The sequence below is a fragment of the Nitrosospira sp. Nsp2 genome (assembly GCF_003050965.1).
In the GTDB taxonomy this organism is placed as follows: Bacteria; Pseudomonadota; Gammaproteobacteria; order Burkholderiales; family Nitrosomonadaceae; genus Nitrosospira.
In genome coordinates, this window is sequence record NZ_QAOU01000005.1 from 33,523 (window position 1) to 54,293 (window position 20,771).

Consider the following 20,771-nt stretch of genomic DNA (forward strand, 5'->3'; position numbering starts at 1 on the left):
CAACGGCCAGCCGCGAAGGCCTATCCCTCTATTCTAACGATCCTGCTACCGGCCAATCGGTCATGTAAAAAAAGGCCGTCCCGGTCGAAGAACGCCCAAAGAATTCCGCAACCAAAGAAAAAAAAGCCAATCACAGCAAATAAATACCGTGCGATCGCCTGCTTCAAAGAAAGCTGATGCCCATCGGCGCTTACCAAGCGAAGCTTCCACGTTTGCATGGGCAGTGTTTGTCCCCCATGAGTCCAGAACCACGTGAAATAAATTCCGGCGACCAGGAGGAGATAAATCTGAAACACGGGGCGGAAAAGAATAGAGCTTGTATCCTGAAACACAAGGTGAAAAACGAAGCTGGCGATAAATAGAACTGCCACCAGTATCAGCAATTCATAAACCATGCTCAGCAGCCGCCGCAAAAATCCAGGCGCAGACGCCGTTATCGTTCCGGAACTCATTCAGAGCGCGCTTTCGCCCTTATTCATAGATCGCCCCCTTCATAGTTGTCCTCCTGCCAGTTAGCCGAGGCAGAAATATATCCGCTAATCCCGGCCCTGGTCTCCAGAGGAGGTCTGCCCATATTCAAGCCATTTCTGTTTTATTTCGTGACGCTTCTCTGGCGGGAGCTTTTTAATCGTTTTGTACTTCTCGCGAACCAACTCGCGCTGCTCGGGAGTAAGAGAATACCAGTCGCGCATCTGCAATTGGGTGCGTTGCTGCTCTTCAGCCGTCATTCCCGGGTAACGCTTGGCAATGCCTAGCCATTTCTTCTTTTTTGCAGAGTCCATATTGTTCCACTCTTGCGCCAGTGGAGCCAGGACCTCCCGTTGTTGGGGCTTTAATTCATCCCACGAAGGTTTGGCCGCTGTGGCTGAAGCGGACACGGAGAACGAAACGCACAGCCAGAACGCGACCGCTAGGAAGGATCGAGCCATGCATCTAACTCATTGTCCAGATACGCATTCACAGGTAGTTCATCGACCAGCAGCATGATATCGATTTCTTCGTTTTCATCGGTGGGCTGCAGCGTCTGCCAATAGACAACCCCAGCGAGGGCAAGCAGCAGCGTAATGGCCGATAACAGTTTGGGCGTTTTAAGCTGCCACTCGTGCCCGCCCCGTGCGGAAGCGCCTTGACCTACGCCCACGCCGACCTCTGCCTCGGTCATATGATAATTTTCGAGGGCTGCCCTGCGGGCCGCCTGAAGGCGGTTCAATGTACTCTGCTTGAGATTGTCCAAGCCGTGATCCAACAGGCGCGTAACGTTCTTCCCTATTTCGTCTTCGCTCATAACTCAATTCCTTCTTTTTTCAGCAGCGTAGCAAGTGCATGGGTTGCACGGGAGCAATGTGTCTTCACGCTTCCTTCAGAGCACCCCATGACCTTTGCGGTTTCGGTAACATCCATCTCCTCCCAGTAACGCAAAAGAAACGCTTCCCGTTGACGTGCGGGCAGCGATTCAATAGCCTTCTCCAGCAAACCGATAAGCTGGGATTGTTCCAGTAATTTACGGGGGTCATTTGCATTAGATAACCCTTCCAACTCCAAAGTTTCTAACGGGTCATAATCTTCGGATTCTTTTTCCTGATGAGCAGGCAGGAATGACGAAAACAGCGTTGTCCAGAGGGAGCGGGTTTTTTGCCGGCGGTAAAAATCCCGAATAGTATTCTGAAGTATACGCTGAAATAACAGGGGCAATTCTTCCGGCGGCTTCATGGAGTAACTCTCAATGAGCTTCGTCATCGAATCCTGAACAATATCCATGGCCAAATGTTCGTCACGCACCGCGAACATCGCCTGCTTGTACGCGCGCCGCTCGGTTTCAGCCAGAAAATTAGAAAGTTCCTGTTGAGTAGCCAGGACAAATGCCTATCGCAAAAATACGGAAAAAACCGACGTAACGTCTACAGCAATGTTAACAAAAATCCGACCGGACGAAACTTCGGCTGGAAACGGACACAGCATCGCTCGCTGGATCGAGTCAACTTTATCGAACTGATACTTCCTTGCATCCCGCTGATCCTTGAGCAGCGACTCGGCGCGCACGAAATGATAGCCATATATTCTCATTCTGGCATCCCAACCGCCGTATCGTATCGGCAGGTAAACACCGGGGTTTTGTTCGAACCAAACAGCGAGAACTTAGTCATAAGGACAATTCCACATATCGGCGTTTCGACGCGTCCTGCGACAATTTGCCGCATTGTGATTATGTTCCCACCCGCCTATCATGCTTCTGACCTATATCAGATAGCAGATTGGCAAAAAAATATATTTTACGGCGCGCACTTTACGTAGGTTTGCAGCTTCATGGTAAAATTGCACCTTCTGAGTGGAACTGATTCTCAATTAGATTCACATTTCGAAATGTCAACGCTGAGTAACTCAACGACAAATTCCGGCTCTAGAGAACAGTTTATGTACGGCTGGGATCATACAATGTTGCGACTCGTTATTCTTGTATTCATGCTCTGTTGCGTGAATGTTGCGGTTGCAGCGGAAGCCGTCCGGCCTTTTACTCAGGGAAGTCTGGGACAGGTCGTTGCAGCTCGCCAGGGCAAACCGTTCATTCTCGTCTTGTGGTCGCTTGACTGTCAATATTGTCCCACCGAATTGAAAACGTTGAGTGAGCTCCGTCGTAGCCATCCCAATCTGGACGTGGTCCTCGTTGCCACAGACACCATAAGTGATGCACCGCAGTTGGCCTTAAAGGCTGCAGCCCATGGCATGGGCCAAGTGGAGCAATGGGTTTTTGCGGATGATATGCCGGAACGCCTGCGTCGCGAAATTGATGCCCGCTGGTATGGGGAGGTGCCACGAACCTATTTTTATGACCGGAAACACCAGCGCGACGTCAAGACTGGCCTGGTCAGCAAGCAATTTTTTGAACAGTGGCTGGCTAGCACCGCCGTAGCCGGGCCGACACCTTGAGCATGGTCATCAATCGCAATCCTGCTTTCTTGCCCAGCCTGATGCTCGTGCTCGCGGCTCATGGCGCGCTGCTATATTTCTTGTTTAAACAGCAGCTGATCCCACCCCCGGAACAGCTGGCGACGGTGTTCGTCAACTTTATCCCTGCAGCGCGACCGAAAGAAGAGCCCAAGCCTGAGTCCCCTCCTCCCCCAACACCCAAGCCTCAGCCGGCAAAGAAGCCACAGTCACGCCAGCTAGTCGCGGAAGCGCCGGTGGTCGCGCCCAGTGAGCCGGTAGCACTGTCATTCCAACCAGATCCCGAGCCAGAACCGGTAGCGGCGCCGGAAGCGCCGGCCGCTCCGCAGATGCCGGCCGGTCCAGTCACGCTATCCTCGGAGCTTTCCGTTGCCTGCCCCCATTTGAATGCGCCTGTTTACCCCCCCTTGTCTCGGCGACTGGGGGAGGAAGGAAAGCTGGTATTAAGAGTGGAACTGGACGAGAGCGGTCAGGTTAATATAGCGCAGATCGCCAATAGCAGTGGCTACAAGCGTCTCGACGAAGCAGCGATGGCAGCGGTAAAAACATGGCGCTGCAACCCACCAACGCGCAATGGCCAGCCCGTCCGAGCTATTGCCCTGCAACCCTTCAACTTTGTATTGCAAGGAGATTGATTCAATGGAAAAAGGTCTAGGCTTCTCGAATTTCATCACGCAGCTCGATGGCGTAGGCATGAGCGTACTCCTGCTGCTGCTTATGCTTTCGGTGGCGAGCTGGTACCTCATCCTGACAAAGAGTATTTCGAATTTTCTCGCCGGGCGGCGTGCCGATGCATTTCTCAAACGCTTCTGGAGCGCCGGTTCTTTGCAGGAGGTCAACTCGACACTGAATGATGGCTCGCGCGATAACGCATTTGCCCAACTTGCACACCTTGCGATGGATGCAGCCGCCGATTCCGAAAAACACGGTTTGCAGAAGCTGGCGGCAGGAGGCGGAGCGGGGGAATTTATAACCCGCGTATTGCGCAATGGACTCGATCAGGAGGCAACTCGCGTGGAAAACGGCCTGACACTGATCGCTTCGGCGGGGTCGGCCGCTCCTTATATCGGCTTGTTTGGTACTGTGTGGGGGATTTATCACGCCCTGATACAAATTGGACTATCCGGTCAGGGTACCTTGGATAAAGTGGCTGGTCCGGTGGGTGAAGCATTGATTATGACTGCGCTGGGGCTGGCTGTAGCGATTCCGGCCGTGCTGGCTTACAACACCTTCGTGCGGCGCAATCGCATCTGGCTGGCACGTCTGGATGCCTTCGCTCACGACCTCTTCGTACTCATTACGGTGGGAGCAAAAACCAATAGCTCTGCTGGCGACGAACGTCAGCTACGCGTTGTTGCGCCTGTCGTTGCGCCCGCAGTTGTGCCCGGTGAAAGGAGGTTGTAATGGCATTTGGCACGATGAATAGTGGTAACAGACCGCCACCGTTGTCCGAAATCAACGTGGTGCCGCTGGTGGATGTGATGCTCGTATTGCTCGTGATCTTCATCATCACCGCGCCGTTGCTGACACATTCGGTTAAGGTGGATCTACCCAAAGCGTCGAGCAATCCAAATATCACTCAACCGGATCATATCGAATTTGCTCTTCGTGAGGACTCGACCCTTTACTGGAATGGCGAGCCGGTTACAATGGACCAGGTGGCCCCGCGGTTTGCCGCGACGGCCAAGGAGAACCCCAACATCGAGTTGCATATTAGGGCTGACCGGCATGTGCATTACGAGCATGTGGCACGTGTGATGTCCATCGCGGCAAAAGCCGGACTCGTCCGAATCGGGTTTGTTACCGATCCGTCAAAACCATAGGACCCATGTCACCATATAGCCGGAACACGATGTCGGCAGCTGAAAATTTAAATACTGCGATCCGGTCCCACGAATGGGATAGGAATATGTCCGGGGACTCGCACGTATGGCTACCCTAGGTCGTCCCCCTGTCTGGCAGCGTTTCCTCGTGCATGGTTCCATAGTAGCCGCGGCGGTGAGCCTCGGGTTAATCTCATGGTTCATCGCGAAACCCCTGAGCACCCGGCTACACGAAACTGAACCGGGGCAACGCATCACGGTTACCGCTACGCCAAACATTGATATCAGTCTTGACGCCGATAGCAGCGTTACCGTCAGCAATACCGATCCCCCTCGTATCGAGCTATTGCGCGGCAATGCTTATTTCGATGTACGGGGCGAGGGGCCCGGAAAATTGCAACTCAAAGTGGGCACCACTTACATAAGGGATACCGGGACTCGTTTCAGTGTCAGCAAAACCCCTGCCGGGGGCAGCATTGCCGTAGCCAGCGGTCAAGTGGAGGTTCAGGTCGAGATGGGAACGTACCTGATTGGAGCCCATGAAACGGCCAATTTTGATGGCGTAAGGGTCACCGGTCAGAGAATAATCCCGGACTCAGCCATCGCGCCGTGGCGGCGGGGTGTATAGATTCCCTTAACTGCAAGCGCCGAACTACCTGGGCCTCGGGGGCCTTCGCGTGATCTGAAACCAAACAATCTGAGGGCGACTTAAAGCAAAAGCTTTATTTGTTACTTAACGCGTAAGGCTCGAAACGGTCTCTTGCATGAAACCCGTTGCCATCTTCAGACATTTTCCGACGGAAGGTCCGGGTTACTTCGCCGCATTTCTTGATTCCCATTCTATCCCCTGGCAGCTCGTCAGAATCGACGCCAACGAAACCGTTCCCTCAAGCCCCAACCGCTTTAGCGGGCTCGTATTCATGGGTGGACCGATGAGCGTCAATGATGACCTTTCGTGGATTGCGCCAGCGCTTGCTCTAATTGAGCAAGCAGTAGCGAATAATGTCCCCGTGCTGGGCCATTGCCTTGGTGGGCAATTGATGTCGAAAGCCCTCCGCGGAGAGGTGCATCAAAGCCCGGTCAAGGAAATCGGCTGGGGTGAGGTACGCGTCGCGGACAACGCCGCCGCACGCGAATGGTTCGGCGAGGTGACGGGGTTCGAGGCATTCCACTGGCACGGGGAAGCATTTACCATTCCGGCGGGCGCCGCCCTTCTTCTTTCCAGCCCCTGCTGTGAAAATCAGGCATTCGCGCTCGACAGGCACCTTGCGCTTCAATGCCATGTCGAGATGACTGAAGAAATGGTAAAAACCTGGTGTCAGACAGGGGCGGCGGAAATCGCCACCAGCAATATTCCATCAGTGCAATCGCCGGAGGCAATTCAGAGAAACCTGATCGAGCGAGTAAACCGATTGAATAACGTGGCGCGGAGCTTATACGAGCGATGGATCTCGGGTTTGGCTTAAAGTATTACCGACAGGTTGGTCCAGTTACTCACGAAAATTCTGGAACTGAAGCGGATATTCGGATATAGATTTCTTGACCAGCTGTATCGCTTCCTGCAGCGTGTCGCGCTTTGCCCCTGAAATACGCACTGTCTCGCCCTGGATGCTGCCCTGAACCTTGAGCTTGCTATCCTTGACGAGTCTGATTATTTTTTTCGCCAGTTCGCTTTCCACCCCGGTTTTGACCGTAACCTGCTGTTTGACTTTATTACCGCTGATTTTCTCCGACTCCCCCTTCTCCAGGCAACGCACATCGACATTGCGCTTCGCCAGCTTCGCCATCAGAATGTCAAGCACCTGGTCCAGCTTGAATTCATCATCTGCAAAAATGGTGAGCGCATAGTCTGCCTGTTCCACACGAGCGTCTGAACCTTTAAAGTCGAACCGTGTTCCCACCTCTTTGTTTACCTGATCAACCGCGTTTCTGACTTCCTGTTTATCGACTTCGGAAACGATATCGAACGATGGCATGAGCAAGTCTCCCGGTAAATACTGACGTGGAGCAGGCGAAACGTTGATGGTGAATCATCCGCGCTGATTCAAGGTTGCTGCAATACGCATCCGCAGCGCATTCAGCTTGATGAATCCAGCGGCATCAGCCTGATTGTACGCGCCCTTGTCTTCCTCAAAGGTCGCTATATTGGGATCAAACAACGAATCCGTCTCAGAGTCGCGTCCCACTACGATAACATTTCCTTTGTATAGCTTTACCCGTACCCAGCCATTGACGTGCACCTGGGACGCATCAATCATGGTTTGCATCATTCTGCGCTCGGGACTCCACCAATAACCATTGTAGATCAGCTCGGCATAGCGCGGCATCAGCTCATCCTTGAGATGGGCAACTTCGCGGTCGAGTGTAATCGATTCGATTGCACGATGAGTGCGCAGCATGATGGTCCCGCCAGGAGTCTCATAACAACCCCGGGATTTCATGCCTACGTAGCGGTTCTCGACCAGATCCAGGCGCCCGATGCCGTGCTTGCCCCCCAACTGATTGAGTTTCTCCAGTATCTGAGCTGGCGAGAGCTTTTGCCCGTTCAATGCGCTAATGTCGCCTTGCCTGAACTCCAGTTCAACGTATTCCGGCACGTCCGGCGCTTGTTCCGGCGACACGCTCCAACGCCACATCGATTCCTCGGGCTCCTGCGCGGGATCTTCCAGAATGCGGCCCTCATACGAGATGTGCAGCAGGTTTGCGTCCATGCTGTAGGGAGAGCCGCCCTTTTTTTTCATCTCGACTGGAATGCCATGCGCTTCAGCATACTTCAACAGCTTCTCACGGGAGGTAAGGTCCCATTCTCGCCATGGCGCAATCACGCGAATATCAGGTTGCAACGCGTAATAGCCAAGTTCAAACCGCACCTGATCGTTGCCTTTTCCGGTCGCGCCATGAGAAACCGCGTCCGCGGCGGTTTCGCGAGCGATCTCGATCTGGCGCTTGGCTATCAGTGGCCGGGCAATACTGGTGCCGAGGAGATATTCGCCCTCGTATACGGTATTGGCTCTGAACATGGGAAAGACATAATCGCGGACGAATTCCTCACGCAGGTCCTCAATGAAGACCTCCTTCACACCCAGCCGTTCGGCCTTCGCCCGCGCGGGCTCAACCTCCTCGCCCTGACCAATATCCGCGGTAAACGTGACCACTTCACAGCGGTAGGTATCCTGCAGCCATTTGAGGATCACGGATGTATCCAGCCCGCCGGAGAATGCGAGCACCACTTTGTTTATTTCAGGCATATCGATGTTGGTTGTTATGTTCATGCTTTGACTCGTTTACGGTAAAACCTGCTTCTCAGTTGGATGCGTAAAACGCGTAATAACTCCGCGCTATTCGTGTTCCTTCAATCTTCCCAACAATAAATATTCGATTAATGCCTTTTGTGTATGCAGCCGGTTCTCCGCTTCTTCCCATACGACTGATTGCGGACCATCGATCACCTCAGCCGCAACCTCTTCGCCGCGATGCGCCGGAAGGCAGTGCATGAACAATGTATCCTGCTTGGCACAGGACATCATTTCCGCGTCTACCCGGAAATTGGCAAAATCTTTTTTCCGCTCCTCGGTTTCCGCTTCAAACCCCATGCTCGTCCAGACGTCGGTTGTCACCAGGTCGGCGTCCTTCACGGCATCGTGCGGATCAGCGAATTCCTCGTAGTGGCTCGTGCCGTAAAGTCCGGCGCGTTCCGGTTCAACTTCGTAACCCGGAGGGGTCGACACGTGCACATTGAAATCGAAGACTTCTGCCGCCTGAAGCCAGGTGTTGCAGACGTTATTTGAATCTCCGATCCACGCCACGGTCTTGCCTGAAATACGCCCACGTTGCTCAATGAAGGTAAAAATATCTCCCATGATCTGGCATGGGTGATATTCGTCGGTTAGTCCATTGATCACGGGAACCCTGGAATGAGTGGCAAAACGCCTGATGATCTCGTGCTCATAAGTGCGGATCATCACGATGTCCACCATGCGGGAAATAACGCGCGCCGCATCTTCCACAGGCTCGCCTCGTCCAAGTTGAGTGTCGCGGGTGGAAAGATAGATGGCGGCGCCGCCCAGCTGGTGCATGCCTGCTTCAAACGATAACCGGGTGCGGGTCGAGTGCTTGTCAAAAATCATCGCAAGCGTACGATCCTCCAGAGGCCAATAGCGGTGGTATTGCTTGAACTCATGCTTGATCCAGCGCGTTCGCTCAAACAGATATTCGTATTCCTCTCGGGAAAAATCGTTGAACTGCAAAAAGTGCTTGATCTGCATAACGCCTTGGCCATGGATTGGATCAAAACTCGAAAACGTGACATCTTTACGGTTCACGTTTTCCGACTGAGAGTCAGTCAAGTCATCAAAAACTCCTTCACGATACCCGATAAAGTACTTACCACCAGTTCCGCTTCTGCCCTTTGAATCACCAGCGGTGGCAACAGACGCACGACCTTGTCGGAAGTCACATTAATGAGGAGGCCTTTTTCCAATGCGTCTTTGACGAGTTCGACGCACGGTCTGGAAAGCTCAATGCCAATCATCAACCCTTGCCCACGAATTTCCCTGATCTCTGCAAGGCCCGTCAGTTGTGCTTTAAGCATGGCTCGCATGTAATCGCCCATTAACAACGCATTTTCGAGCAACTGCTCTTCCTCGATCACTTCAAGCGTGGTGAGTGCGGCAGCACAAGCGAGTGGATTGCCGCCAAAAGTAGAAGCATGATTGCCTGGTTTGAACACGCCCGCCGCCGTACCTTTCGCCAGACAGGCGCCTATAGGCATCCCGGAACCTAACCCTTTGGCAAGCGTAACCACGTCCGGCGCTATATCGCTGTGTTGAAAGGCAAACCATTTGCCGCTACGGCCGATTCCGCATTGCACCTCATCCAGCATCAGCAACCAACCGTTTTGATCGCAGAGATGGCGCAAACCTTGCAGATAGTTTGCTTGCGGGACGTTGACCCCGCCTTCTCCCTGATAAGGTTCGACCAGAATCGCCACAACATTCTTGTTGTGAACCGCCACTTGCGACACTGCTTCCAGATCGTTGTAGGGAACGCGCGCGAACCCGGTGAGAAGCGGTTCGAAACCCGCTTGTACTTTGCGGTTTCCACTGGCAGTCAAGGTCGCCATGGTGCGACCATGAAAGGATCTCTCCATCACGATAATTGTCGGCAAATCTATATTTTTGCCATGTCCGTACAGCCGGGCCAGCTTAATAGCGGCTTCATTCGCTTCCGCTCCCGAATTACAGAAAAACGCGTTATCCATGCCCGACAATTGGGCGAGCCTGCTCGCTAACTGTTCCTGCTTCGCAATATGGTAAAGGTTGGAAGTATGGATGAGCGTGCCTGCTTGGCTGGAAATGGCCTTAACAAGTTTTGGGTGACAATGCCCGAGCCCGCACACGGCAACACCCGCCAGCGCGTCGAGATAACGCTTACCCTCTTGGTCCCAGAGCCAAACGCCTTCGCCTTTGGCAAAAGTAACGGGGAGACGCAGGTAGGTGTTCATTACATTGGACATAAGGATTACCCTTGTTAGCCAGGGTCAGAAAGGGACACGGCGGCATAAGCCGCCGTGCGCCGATGAATGGTTGTGTTGTAAACTCTGGTATATTTACTTATTTAACCAGCTTTTTCAAGCCTTTTTCCTCAGCGGCAGTCAGTAGTCGCAAGCATGGCAGGTAGCCGTCATAAACAATGCCATGTACTTCGACGCGCTTTTGCGAACGCAACATGCTTACGAGATATTGCACGACCTCGCTCGTAATGCTCTGTCCGGGCACCAGTACAGGAATACCCGGTGGATACGGCGTGATCTGATCCGCGCAAACCCTGCCATTCAGCTCATTGTTTATCCGCTCCTGTTCGTCCAGCAGCGGCATCTGTTCGCCCCCACAATAGAAAGCATCGCGCGGAAGATACTTGAGATCAGTAAAGCCCGGGATCTGCGGAATCTGATAGAGGCGCCGGGGGGCTCGGCCTTCGCGCGCGATGCGCATCAATGCATCATAAAGACGCGAAACCTTGCTGCGGGTGGTGCCGATGGTAAGAAGCAGCGTAAGCGTATTGAAAGTGGATTTCTCTACCTGAATGTTATAGCGCTCGAACAATTCACGAATCAGATCTTCTATGGTAAAGCCGCAGCGGGAGATGTCCACAGTAACCTTGGTGGAATCAAGCTGGATATTGTCCTGCTTTACTTCGTCCGGCAGCAGATCAGCAAGCTCCAGCACGCGAAATACCCCAGTGGAATTAATCTGCTCACGGACTTCCTTTGCCAGTTCCAGCGTGCGCGACAGAAGTTTGTACCCTTCCAGCATTGCCTGTTTACGGGCGACATCGAGGCTGGCGATCATGCTGTACTGGGGGCTCGTCGACGTATGCATGTTGAAATTCTCACGAAACAGATGTTCGTTGAAGTCAGGGTCATTCACATGAATCATGCTCGACTGCGAAAAAGCCGACAGTACTTTATGCGTGCTTTGGGTAGCGTAATCGGCGCCCGCCTCGAGCGCAGTGGGGCGAAAGGCCGGGTGAAAGCGGGCGAAGCCGTACCAGGCTTCATCGATAATAACCTTGATGCCTTTTGCATGCGCCGCCTCAATGATGGGAGGAAGATCATAACGCAAGCCGTCGTATGTGCAACTGGTGAGTATGAGTGCCTGCGCGTCCGGATTTTCCTCGATGGCGCGTAGCACCGTTTTTTTCGGCACCGGGCCGTAAACGCCGTATTTTTTGTTGACCGACGAGTCGAGATAGATTGGATGCGCACCGGATAGCACCACGCCGTGATGCACCGATTTATGGCAGTTGCGATCCAGCAGCAGCTTCTCGCCCGGTGCGAGCAGTGTCTGAAAAATGACCTTGTTCGCCGTCGAGGTGCCGTTAGTGGCGAAAAAGGTGCGGCGCGCCCCGAATGCCTTAGCTGCAATCTTTTGGGCTTCGGCAATTACGCCTGAAGGTTCCATCAGGGAGTCGAGCATTGGCACCGAGACCGACAGGTCAGCCCTGAATATATGCTCACCGATGAACTGGTAAAAATCGCTCGCCCAAGGACTGTCACGCAGCGAATCCCCCGACGAATGTCCCGGTGTGTGCCAGGCATCCTTTGCCATCAATACGTAGTTTTTGAGCTGATCATAAAATGGCGTGCGTGCTTTTTCCTGAAGCTGGGCGTTGAGGATGCGGTAAATACCGCGATAATCGCGCTCTTCGCGATAGAAATAGCCATCCACGGTTTCAGAAAAGAGCGCGTCCACCACTTCGTCTTCATTTTCCTGAGCAATTAATATGTAAATATCCAGTTCGGGACGAAAACGAGTGATCTCCTGCACCAGCTTTAGTGCAGTCATCTGCAGATTGCGGGAACCCTTCTCGCCGTTTTTCAGGGTGTAGAGCGTGTCATCCACCAGCACCGACTGAATGTCGCCGTCGTCCTGGATGGCCTGCAGCGCCTCCCGCGCCGTAGTGACGCCCGCAAAACTGATACCTAAGGGGTTCTCCAGAGATTTCGCGGCAGCATTCAACCCCCGGATCAGTTCCTTCAATATCAGCTTTTCATCATTGATGATCAGTATTCGGCTTATTGGTTTTCTCATGAAATAGTGCTTTTACGATGGAAGGCGCTTTATGCGCTAAAACAATCCTGATTGCAACAGCGAAAGACCCTGTTCCACCGAACGCAATCGAGGCTAAAACCGTCTATATTTGAGACATGAAACGGGTAACCGGTTTTTTGCGGCACAGCCTGGCAGCAATACTTCTGCTACCGGTGTCGGTTCTTGCTGCACCTGTCGTAGTACTGACCGTGAGCGGTCCTATTGCTCCTGCGAGCGCTGACTTTATCGAGCGGGGTATGCAGCATGCCACGGTTGAAGGTGCACCCCTAGTCGTAATGCAACTGGACACGCCCGGTGGACTAGACACCTCAATGCGGCAGATTATACGCGCCATTCTTGCGTCGCCCGTGCCCGTAGCGGTTTTTGTGGCACCCAGCGGAGCTCGGGCTGCCAGTGCCGGAACATATATCCTGTATGCCAGCCACATCGCGGCGATGGCGCCGGGCACAAATCTGGGCGCTGCCACACCAATACAGATTGGAGGTATGCCGGAATCCCAGCCTGAGCCCGAGACCAAGCCAAAATCTGCACCGCGACCGGCTGAAACGCCATCGAACAACAGCAGCGACAGAAAAATATCGAAAGATGAGAAAACTCCTGCAAATAGTGCAATCTCGCGCAAAGCAATACATGATGCGGCAGCATATATTCGCGCCCTTGCACAAATGCGCGATCGGAACGCGGAGTGGGCGGAACTGGCAGTGAAAGAAGCTGTAAGCCTATCGGCGGCCGACGCGCTAAAACTTAAAGTCATCGATTATGTAGCCACTGATGTGGCAGATCTATTGAAACAGGTGCATGGCAGGCGAGTGGACATACGTGGAGAAAAGATTATTCTTGATACAGCGTCTGCCGAGGTGCGCGTAGTAGAACCCGACTGGCGCACACGGTTCCTGGCGATAATCACCGACCCGAGTGTGGCCTATGTGCTGATGCTTATAGGCATTTACGGATTATTTTTCGAATTTTCCAATCCCGGCTTTGTATTGCCCGGGGTCGCGGGCGGCATCTGTCTTCTGATCGCCATGTATGCGTTTCAGTTGTTGCCGGTAAGTTACGCCGGTCTTGCCTTAATCCTGCTAGGCATCGCGTTCATGGTGGCGGAGGCCTTTCTGCCAAGCTTCGGTACGCTCGGGATCGGCGGAATTGTTGCCTTCGTCGTGGGCTCCTTAATGCTGATCGACAGTGATATGCCCGGCTACGGCATTCCTTGGCTCCTGATTGCCTTGGTAGCCATGGTCAGTGTGCTATTCCTGGTTTTTGTCGTTGGCATGGCACTCAGGGCACGGCGGCGCCCGATTGTCAGCGGCAGGGAGGAATTGATTGGAGCGGAAGGAGAAATTCTGGAGGATATCCTGGACGAGGGCATGATTCGTGTTCATGGTGAGCTCTGGAGCGCCCGTTCTGCGCAGCGTCTTTTCCGAGGGCAGAAGGTACGCGTAGTGGGAATGGAGGGATTGGTTTTAATCGTAACTTCGGCAGAGAAATAACCCAAAGGAGACAATCATGTTCACCACTTTCGGCTCTGTTGTCATTATCCTCCTTGTGGCACTGTTAACAACGTTCCGGATATTGCGCGAATATGAGCGAGGTGTCGTGTTCCTGCTGGGTCGCTTCTACAAGGTAAAAGGTCCTGGACTCATCGTCATTATCCCTGGTATCCAGAAGATGGTCCGAGTTGATCTGCGTACCGTGGTTATGGATGTACCCAGCCAAGACGTTATCTCACGCGACAATGTTTCGGTGAAAGTCAGCGCCGTCGTATATTTTCGCGTTGTTGACCCGCAAAAATCCATTATCCAGGTAGAAAATTTTCTTGCCGCGACCAGTCAGTTCGCACAGACCACGCTACGCTCTGTACTTGGAAAGCATGAGCTTGACGAGATGCTGGCTGAACGGGAAAAACTTAACATGGACATTCAGAAGGTGCTGGATATTCAAACCGATGCTTGGGGCATCAAAGTCGCCAATGTCGAGATCAAGCACGTGGATATCGATGAATCGATGATAAGGGCCATTGCCCGCCAAGCTGAGGCCGAGCGCGAGCGGCGTGCAAAGGTAATACATGCCGAAGGCGAACTTCAGGCATCCGAGAAATTAACGAAAGCGGCAGAAATCCTATCACAGCACACCGGTGCCATGCAGCTTCGCTATCTGCAGACCCTCACTAATATCGCCAGTGATAAATCCAATACCATCGTTTTTCCAATACCCATGGACCTGGTATCCCCACTAACAGAGGTCTTCAAGAAAGACCGTCTCGAGCCCTCCGGAAATGTACCGTGAGCGAACCCGAATCTGAAGAAATCAGGAAAATAAAAAAGCCCGGGGAACGCCCGGGCTTTTTATTGAAAACTTACTGCTCAGGCCATCGTCCTGATGGCGGCGGACAAGCGGCTTTTATGGCGCGAAGCCTTATTCTTATGGATGATGCCCTTATCAGCAATTGAATCGATCATAGCGACGGACTCCTGGAACACAGTCTGCGCATTGGATTTGTCGCTAGAACTGAGCGCTTTTCTTACGTGCTTGATCGCGGTGCGCAATTGCGAGCGCAGGCTCATGTTACGGTCGCGCTGAGCGACGTTCTGTCTGGCACGCTTTCTCGCTTGTGCACTATTAGCCATGAAAATTCCTGAATTATCTGGTGCTGAAAATTGCGAAATGATACGGACGTTTCCGGCATATTGCAAGGAAAAACAGGAAGGCGTGCCATTCTGCAGCTCGCTCGCGCGATAGTCGCCTGAATTTTCTACCCGGGACAAATGGACCGTACTATTCAGGTTAACATACCCCTCCATGAATTTGCTAAAAGCCCTCGCTACCGTCAGCGGGATGACGCTGATTTCGCGTGTCCTCGGGTTCGTACGAGACGTACTTATTGCCCGTATCTTCGGGGCCGGCGTCGAAACCGATGCGTTTTTTGTCGCCTTTCGCATACCCAACCTGCTGCGAAGATTGTTTGCGGAAGGTGCGTTCGCACAGGCATTCGTGCCGATATTCGCTGAATACAACAATCGCCGCTCATTCGGTGAGACGCAAGAGCTGGTCAACCACGTTGCCACACTGCTATTTATCGTCCTTTTTTTGGTTACGCTCCTGGGCGTAATTGCTGCCCCGTGGATAATATATGTGAGCGCGCCAGGGTTTGCCGCGACCCCTGAAAAATTTGCGCTGACGATCGAACTATTGCGTATTACCTTTCCTTACATCCTGTTCATCTCGCTCGTATCACTCGCGGGAGGGGTCCTCAATACGTTCGGCAAATTTTCGGTGCCGGCGTTAACGCCGGCATTGCTGAATCTCTCATTCATCGCTTGCGCGATTTGGCTCGCACCCATGATAGACCCACCGGTAATGGCGCTCGCATGGGCTGTGTTAATCGGCGGCGTGCTCCAACTAGCTTTCCAGGTGCCGTTTCTTATGCGCATCCGATTACTGCCGAGGCCGCGCCTCAGGTCTCCCGACACCGGTGCATGGCGCGTGATCAGGCAAATGGGTCCCGCAGTGTTCGGGGTATCGATCGGCCAAATTAGCCTACTAATCAATACGATATTTGCCTCGTTTCTTATCACCGGCAGTGTATCCTGGCTTTACTACGCTGATCGCCTGATGGAATTTCCCGCCGGGCTGCTGGGGGCTGCGCTGGGGACCATATTGCTGCCGTCGCTGTCGCGGTATTATGCGACCAACAGCACCACTGAATATTCGCGGCTGCTGGATTGGGGCTTGCGCCTCACCATGCTGTTAACGCTGCCGGCGGCGCTGGCGTTGGCGATACTTGCCACGCCGCTTATCAGCACACTGTTTTATCATGGCCAGTTTTCCGCCAACGACGTGTGGATGACGCGGAATGCGTTGATTGCCTACAGTGTGGGGCTGCTGGGGCTTATCCTGGTGAAAGTGCTGGCTCCAGGATTTTATGCGCGGCAGAATATTAAGACTCCGGTAAAAATCGCCGTTATAACGCTCACCGCGACACAACTGATGAACCTCGCGTTCATCATACCGCTGCAGCACGCAGGGCTGGCGCTGGCCATCGGTTTAGGTGCGTGCCTTAATGCAGGAATGCTCTACTATAAACTTCGCAGCCATCAAATATTCCAGCCACAGCCGGGGTGGGCCATTTTTATGGCAAAGATAGCGCTGGCGCTGGCGACGATGGGTGCGGTACTCTGGTTTGGCTCAGGTACCGAAGCTTCATGGCTGGCAGGCGCGACGTCGGACCGTGTGCTACGGCTCGGAGCCGTGGTGGCAACGGGAGGAATAAGCTATTTCCTCATGCTGTGGCTGCTCGGTTTCCGTTTGAAGGATTTTGCCAGACGCGGAACAACCTGAGCAGTGTTCTTCGAGCGTGAAAAAAAATGTATTCCGCACGTGAATTAGCCAATATAATGTCGCCGTTTGCTCCCCCTAACCGCAAATTTTGATCAATTCGAATATGACCCGTACCGTCAAACCTTCTATTCTATTATCGTTACTCTTGGGGTTTTTCCTCAATGGCTGCGCTACCACCAATAAGAGCGCGACGGCCGATACGAACACTTCGGCTAGCACGAGCATTCCCGCCAATGCGAGTACCAGCGACTCCACGAGCGCCACTCTCCTCGCCGCGACCAGTGCTGCTGCCGTTACGACTACTCCCGCGACGACAAGTGCTTCCTCCGTTTCGAATAGTCCCGCGACGACCAGTGCTCCCGCCAGCACAGGCGTAAAGGCTGACAACAATCGGAAAGATGCGTCGGAATCGTTCGACGGACCGGTCTTCAAGAATGCCGCGCCCGCGGATCCCGCAACTTTTCGCAGTAAAGAAGACCCATGGGAGCCGGTAAATCGCAAGGTTTTCGGCTTTAATGAGAAGGTTGACGATTACGTCTTCCGACCGCTCGCCAACGGCTATAGATGGGTGATGCCTGATCCCCTTCAAATAGCGGTGGGAAACGTTTTTTCCAATTTGAATGATATCCCGGTCACGCTCAACAATCTTCTACAGTTGAAGTTCAATAACGCGCTTACGAGCAGCATGCGCGTCATAGTCAACAGTACCTTGGGCTTGGCCGGCGTGGCCGACGTGGCCACCGGCATTGGCTTGGAGAAACATGATGAAGACTTCGGCCAAACCCTCGGGTACCACGGAGTCGCAAGCGGGCCTTACATCGTTCTTCCTTTCCTTGGCCCCAGTTCAACGCGAGACGCAGGAGGTCGTGTGCTTGATATAGCGACCGATCCTGTTTTTGTGGGCAGCTTCTTCGTCGCGCCGTTCATCGGGCCCATAGTTGGATCCACCCGCGCTGCTGATACCCGGGCAGGCCTGCTTAAATCGGAAAAAACGGTAGATGAAGCAGCGCTGGATAAATATGAATTCATCCGTGAAGCATATCTCCAGCGGAGGCGGAATCTGGTACACGACGGCAACCCGCCGAAGAGAAAAGAAGACGAAGATACCGAATAAGTCGAAGCATTGCGCCATGTCTGAATGAGGCCAGGACAAGCTCATTCGAAAAGAGCGAAGCGAATAAGAAAAAACAAAAGAGGCGGGGGCATTACATGCCCCCGCCTCTTTTAATTTAAATATCTTCTTTAATACCTTTTACGGATCAGAATCAGGCCACCGCCCGCAACGCCGCAATCCGCTCCTCAAGCGGAGGATGCGACATGAACAAGGCTTTAAAGCGGCCTTCTCCTCCAGAAATCCCGAATGCCGCCAGCCTTTCCGGCAGTTGCGATGGCTCGTGCCGTTGTTTCAGTCGCTCCAGCGCAGCAATCATCTTATTCCGGCCGGCCAACTGCGCGCCGCCAGCGTCCGCTCGAAATTCGCGGTGGCGGCTGAACCACATGACGATCATACTCGCCAGTATCCCCAGTACCATTTGGGCCACAAGGCTTGTAATCATGAAAGCGGGGCCATAGTCCCGTTCAGTTTTGAATACCACCCTATCCACAAAATGTCCGATTATTCGGGAAAGAAAAATCACGAACGTGTTAACCACCCCCTGAATCAACGCGAGCGTCACCATATCGCCGTTGGCAACATGGCTAATCTCATGCGCCAGCACACCTTCGATTTCATCTTTGCGCATGTTCTGAAGCAGGCCCGTGCTCACTGCCACCAACGCATCGTTACGGTTCATGCCGGTCGCAAAGGCATTCACATCGGGCGCGTCATAAATTGCCACTTCAGGCATTCCAATACCGGCAAGCTCGGCCTGTCGCCGGACAGTTTCCACCAGCCAGCGTTCGGTCGGATCGGATGGTTGCTCGATCACTACCGCGCCAGTCATGCGTTTCGCAGTCCACTTGGACATGGCGAGAGAAATCAGCGAACCCCCAAACCCTATCACAGCCGCCATAATCAGCAGCGAGTTAAAGTCTATCCCGCCCTGCGCGTCCAGCATGCGGTCTACGCCCAATAGGCGCAGGGTAATACTCAGGACCAGGAGAATGGCCAGGTTCGTAACAACAAAGAGAAAAATTCGTTTCATAGATGCGTTCCTGTTACTGATGAGAAGGATGGCTCATATATAGGGATTCAAGTACAGTTTTCAAGAAGGCGGCGGTATCAATCGATGAAGAAACTGAAGCTAATTGTCGCAACCTCCGTTTTTTCAAAGAGGCAAGAATTTGAGAAGGAGAACTCCGCCCACTGTTGATCAGCTTCACCAGCGGCGACGGCGCCTGGCTGAAAAGACACCATATAAAGCCAACCCGCCAAAAATGATGAAAAAAATAGCCGACCAATCCGGAAGAGTAAGCGAAGCGAACTTCCAGGTCACATCGGCGCAATCCCCGTTTGCTTCAAACATGCTTGGCCACCAGCGGGCAAGCGGCAATGCATTCAAAAATCTTTCCTCCGGGCTGATACCGCATTCGAAGGCCTCCGGATAGCGTATCAGCCAGGCTTGACGCAACGCGACAGTTGCTCCACCGAAAGCAAAGAGCGCCAACAGACCGTGGTAGATTCGGCTACCCGTTGCTCCGGGCGAGTGGAAAAAAGCCAACAGCGCTGTCACGCCGACCAGCCAGTATGCAATGCGTTGAGCTACACAAAGCGGGCAAGGCAGCAGATTTTTTATCAACTGTAGATAGAGGGCGTAACCGATCAGGCCAATACAACCCAGAAATACCAGAAAAAATATCCCTCTTCCCGCCCTGTTTGTTCGACGGTAACTATCCATCGTTGACCTCAAGACCAGGGGTAGCGGCCGGCGAGGCCGGGGGATTTTTGACCCTGCGCATCCCGCCAGCAACCATCTTGTATTCCAGCAAGCGGCATTCCAGCGCGCCATTGAACAAAGGGATTCGCCGTGAGGCTGTTAACCGGATTAATTTTGGCAGAAGCGGGTCGGCGGTAAGGATATATGCGCTCCAGCCGCTGAATTTCTTCTTCAGCGCATCCCCCAGCCGAGGGTAAAACTCTGCAAGCTGCTGCTGCTCGCCTATGCGCACCCCATACGGCGGGTTGGTAATAAGGAACCCAGCGGCCGCGGGAGCCGCCATTTCCAGCACGTTTGCCTGCTTGAGCGAAACTGCCTCCGAAAATCCCGCATCAGCTAAATTCGCCCGCGCGGCGGCCAGGATATCGCCATACAGATCACTGCCGAATATCGGCTGGCGCAATAGTGGCCTTTGCCGGGCCAGGGCTTCCTCCTTAAGCTGCTTCCATTGCTGGGCATCAAAATTCTTCAGCTTTTCAAATGCAAAACGCCGTCCCGATCCTGGCGCAATGTTCAGCGCGACCTGGACCGCCTCGAGTAGAAATGTGCCGCTGCCGCACATCGGGTCAAGCAGCGGAACGCCCGGCTTCCAACCCGTCAGATGCAGGATTCCCGCCGCAAGGTTCTCCCGTATCGGAGCCGCGACGGTATTTTTTCTGTTACCGCGCTTGAACAGTGCGTCACCGGACGTGTCGAGATACAACGAGAATCGCCGGGCATCAAGGAAGCCGTGGATCCGCATGTCCGGCTGCACCGTGTCTACGTTCGGACGCCCTCCGGTCGTTTCTCGAAATTTGTCGCAAACCGCATCCTTGATCTTGAGAGTAACAAAGTCGAGGCTACGTAAGGGGCATCTTATCGCCGCCACCTTGACCCGGATCGTGAGAGACTGACTAAACCACTGGCTCCACGGCAATGCCCGGGCTGCGGCATACACGTCCGCTTCAGTGGCATAAGGCTCATTCGCGACCTGCCACAAAATGCGGCTGGCTATCCTGCTTTGGAGATTAGCGCGGTAACAGGTCAGCCAATCTCCCTGGAACTGCACTCCGCCGTCGCGCCCGAGGACAGATGAGCCGCCAAGCTTCTCCAACTCAGTAATGAGCGCGGGCTCCAGCCCACGCGGACAAGGAGCGAAAAAATTATAAAGCGTCACAAGGAGGCCAAAGCTACGGTGC

At 53.5% G+C, this 20,771-nt stretch carries 24 protein-coding genes; 11 read left to right on the forward strand and 13 right to left on the reverse strand.

What is annotated here, in order from left to right; genetic code table 11:
* Positions 1 to 20: 20 nt before the first annotated feature.
* From C8R31_RS11415 to C8R31_RS11430, 4 genes are all read right to left on the reverse strand, one after another.
* Positions 21 to 437: an RDD family protein gene (locus tag C8R31_RS11415; RefSeq protein WP_107694360.1), complete on the reverse strand. Its 417-nt coding sequence runs from the start codon at positions 435 to 437 to the stop codon at positions 21 to 23.
* 99 nt (positions 438 to 536) lie between these two features.
* Entirely contained in the window at positions 537 to 929 is a 393-nt protein-coding gene (locus C8R31_RS11420; protein ID WP_107694207.1) for a DUF3106 domain-containing protein, read from the reverse strand.
* Positions 911 to 1,285, reverse strand: coding sequence for a DUF3619 family protein (locus C8R31_RS11425; protein ID WP_107694208.1), 375 nt, complete (start codon positions 1,283 to 1,285; stop codon positions 911 to 913). The genes C8R31_RS11420 and C8R31_RS11425 overlap by 19 nt, the downstream gene beginning before the upstream one ends.
* Complete coding sequence (locus tag C8R31_RS11430) at positions 1,282 to 1,854, reverse strand: RNA polymerase sigma factor (RefSeq protein ID WP_107694209.1); 573 nt, start codon at positions 1,852 to 1,854, stop codon at positions 1,282 to 1,284. The genes C8R31_RS11425 and C8R31_RS11430 overlap by 4 nt, the downstream gene beginning before the upstream one ends.
* Between C8R31_RS11430 and C8R31_RS15855 the strand changes: the two genes are divergently transcribed.
* From C8R31_RS15855 to C8R31_RS11465, 7 genes are all read left to right on the forward strand, one after another.
* Complete coding sequence (locus C8R31_RS15855) at positions 1,765 to 2,292, forward strand: hypothetical protein (RefSeq protein WP_146164589.1); 528 nt, start codon at positions 1,765 to 1,767, stop codon at positions 2,290 to 2,292. The two genes, C8R31_RS11430 and C8R31_RS15855, sit on opposite strands and share 90 nt — an antisense overlap.
* 141 nt (positions 2,293 to 2,433) lie before the next feature.
* Positions 2,434 to 2,925 (forward strand): redoxin domain-containing protein, encoded by a 492-nt coding sequence (locus C8R31_RS11440; RefSeq protein ID WP_107694211.1) that lies wholly within the window; start codon positions 2,434 to 2,436, stop codon positions 2,923 to 2,925.
* A gap of 2 nt (positions 2,926 to 2,927) precedes the next feature.
* The gene (locus C8R31_RS11445; RefSeq protein ID WP_107694212.1) at positions 2,928 to 3,578 is read left to right on the forward strand and encodes an energy transducer TonB; all 651 of its coding nucleotides are present in this window, start codon (positions 2,928 to 2,930) and stop codon (positions 3,576 to 3,578) included.
* Between the two features lie 4 nt (positions 3,579 to 3,582).
* Positions 3,583 to 4,347, forward strand: a complete 765-nt coding sequence (locus C8R31_RS11450) for a MotA/TolQ/ExbB proton channel family protein (protein WP_107694213.1) — start codon at positions 3,583 to 3,585, stop codon at positions 4,345 to 4,347.
* On the forward strand, positions 4,347 to 4,766 hold the full coding sequence (locus C8R31_RS11455; protein WP_107694214.1) for a biopolymer transporter ExbD: 420 nt from the start codon (positions 4,347 to 4,349) through the stop codon (positions 4,764 to 4,766). Before C8R31_RS11450 ends, C8R31_RS11455 begins: the two co-directional genes overlap by 1 nt.
* 106 nt (positions 4,767 to 4,872) lie before the next feature.
* A complete protein-coding gene (locus C8R31_RS11460; RefSeq protein ID WP_107694215.1) occupies positions 4,873 to 5,394 on the forward strand; it encodes a FecR domain-containing protein in 522 nt (173 codons plus the stop codon).
* Between the two features lie 136 nt (positions 5,395 to 5,530).
* Complete coding sequence (locus C8R31_RS11465) at positions 5,531 to 6,232, forward strand: type 1 glutamine amidotransferase (protein WP_107694216.1); 702 nt, start codon at positions 5,531 to 5,533, stop codon at positions 6,230 to 6,232.
* 24 nt (positions 6,233 to 6,256) lie between these two features.
* On the opposite strand, the gene C8R31_RS11470 is transcribed toward C8R31_RS11465, so the two are convergent.
* The 5 genes from C8R31_RS11470 to C8R31_RS11490 all read right to left on the reverse strand — a co-directional run bounded on the left by C8R31_RS11470 (position 6,257) and on the right by C8R31_RS11490 (position 12,358).
* The gene (locus C8R31_RS11470; RefSeq protein ID WP_107694217.1) at positions 6,257 to 6,742 is read right to left on the reverse strand and encodes a YajQ family cyclic di-GMP-binding protein; all 486 of its coding nucleotides are present in this window, start codon (positions 6,740 to 6,742) and stop codon (positions 6,257 to 6,259) included.
* Positions 6,743 to 6,796: 54 nt separating this feature from the next.
* On the reverse strand, positions 6,797 to 8,014 hold the full coding sequence (locus C8R31_RS11475) for an argininosuccinate synthase (RefSeq protein WP_107694361.1): 1,218 nt from the start codon (positions 8,012 to 8,014) through the stop codon (positions 6,797 to 6,799).
* 90 nt (positions 8,015 to 8,104) lie between these two features.
* Complete coding sequence (argF, locus tag C8R31_RS11480; protein WP_107694362.1) at positions 8,105 to 9,031, reverse strand: ornithine carbamoyltransferase; 927 nt, start codon at positions 9,029 to 9,031, stop codon at positions 8,105 to 8,107.
* Between the two features lie 77 nt (positions 9,032 to 9,108).
* Positions 9,109 to 10,281, reverse strand: a complete 1,173-nt coding sequence (locus tag C8R31_RS11485) for an aspartate aminotransferase family protein (protein ID WP_107694218.1) — start codon at positions 10,279 to 10,281, stop codon at positions 9,109 to 9,111.
* Between the two features lie 97 nt (positions 10,282 to 10,378).
* Positions 10,379 to 12,358: an aminotransferase class I/II-fold pyridoxal phosphate-dependent enzyme gene (locus tag C8R31_RS11490; RefSeq protein ID WP_107694219.1), complete on the reverse strand. Its 1,980-nt coding sequence runs from the start codon at positions 12,356 to 12,358 to the stop codon at positions 10,379 to 10,381.
* A gap of 116 nt (positions 12,359 to 12,474) precedes the next feature.
* Here C8R31_RS11490 and C8R31_RS11495 point away from each other — a divergent pair, with 116 nt between their 5' ends.
* Both C8R31_RS11495 and C8R31_RS11500 read left to right on the forward strand, forming a co-directional pair.
* Positions 12,475 to 13,869 carry a nodulation protein NfeD gene (locus C8R31_RS11495; protein WP_107694220.1) on the forward strand — a complete coding sequence of 465 codons (1,395 nt, stop codon included), beginning with the start codon at positions 12,475 to 12,477 and terminating at the stop codon, positions 13,867 to 13,869.
* 16 nt (positions 13,870 to 13,885) lie between these two features.
* Entirely contained in the window at positions 13,886 to 14,665 is a 780-nt protein-coding gene (locus C8R31_RS11500; RefSeq protein ID WP_107694221.1) for a slipin family protein, read from the forward strand.
* A 77-nt stretch (positions 14,666 to 14,742) separates the two neighbouring features.
* Here the strand turns inward: C8R31_RS11500 and rpsT are convergent, their stop codons facing one another.
* A complete protein-coding gene (gene rpsT / locus C8R31_RS11505) occupies positions 14,743 to 15,006 on the reverse strand; it encodes a 30S ribosomal protein S20 (RefSeq protein ID WP_107694363.1) in 264 nt (87 codons plus the stop codon).
* Between the two features lie 172 nt (positions 15,007 to 15,178).
* Here rpsT and murJ point away from each other — a divergent pair, with 172 nt between their 5' ends.
* On the forward strand, positions 15,179 to 16,717 hold the full coding sequence (gene murJ, locus C8R31_RS11510) for a murein biosynthesis integral membrane protein MurJ (RefSeq protein ID WP_107694222.1): 1,539 nt from the start codon (positions 15,179 to 15,181) through the stop codon (positions 16,715 to 16,717).
* A 103-nt stretch (positions 16,718 to 16,820) separates the two neighbouring features.
* Positions 16,821 to 17,831, forward strand: a complete 1,011-nt coding sequence (locus tag C8R31_RS11515; RefSeq protein WP_258192683.1) for a VacJ family lipoprotein — start codon at positions 16,821 to 16,823, stop codon at positions 17,829 to 17,831.
* Between the two features lie 151 nt (positions 17,832 to 17,982).
* Here the strand turns inward: C8R31_RS11515 and htpX are convergent, their stop codons facing one another.
* The 3 genes from htpX to C8R31_RS11530 form a co-directional block, all read right to left on the reverse strand.
* Entirely contained in the window at positions 17,983 to 18,861 is an 879-nt protein-coding gene (gene htpX, locus C8R31_RS11520) for a protease HtpX (protein WP_107694223.1), read from the reverse strand.
* 174 nt (positions 18,862 to 19,035) lie between these two features.
* Positions 19,036 to 19,554 (reverse strand): disulfide bond formation protein B, encoded by a 519-nt coding sequence (locus tag C8R31_RS11525; RefSeq protein ID WP_107694224.1) that lies wholly within the window; start codon positions 19,552 to 19,554, stop codon positions 19,036 to 19,038.
* Positions 19,547 to 20,749 carry a class I SAM-dependent RNA methyltransferase gene (locus C8R31_RS11530; RefSeq protein WP_107694365.1) on the reverse strand — a complete coding sequence of 401 codons (1,203 nt, stop codon included), beginning with the start codon at positions 20,747 to 20,749 and terminating at the stop codon, positions 19,547 to 19,549. The genes C8R31_RS11525 and C8R31_RS11530 overlap by 8 nt, the downstream gene beginning before the upstream one ends.
* Positions 20,750 to 20,771 lie beyond the last annotated feature (22 nt).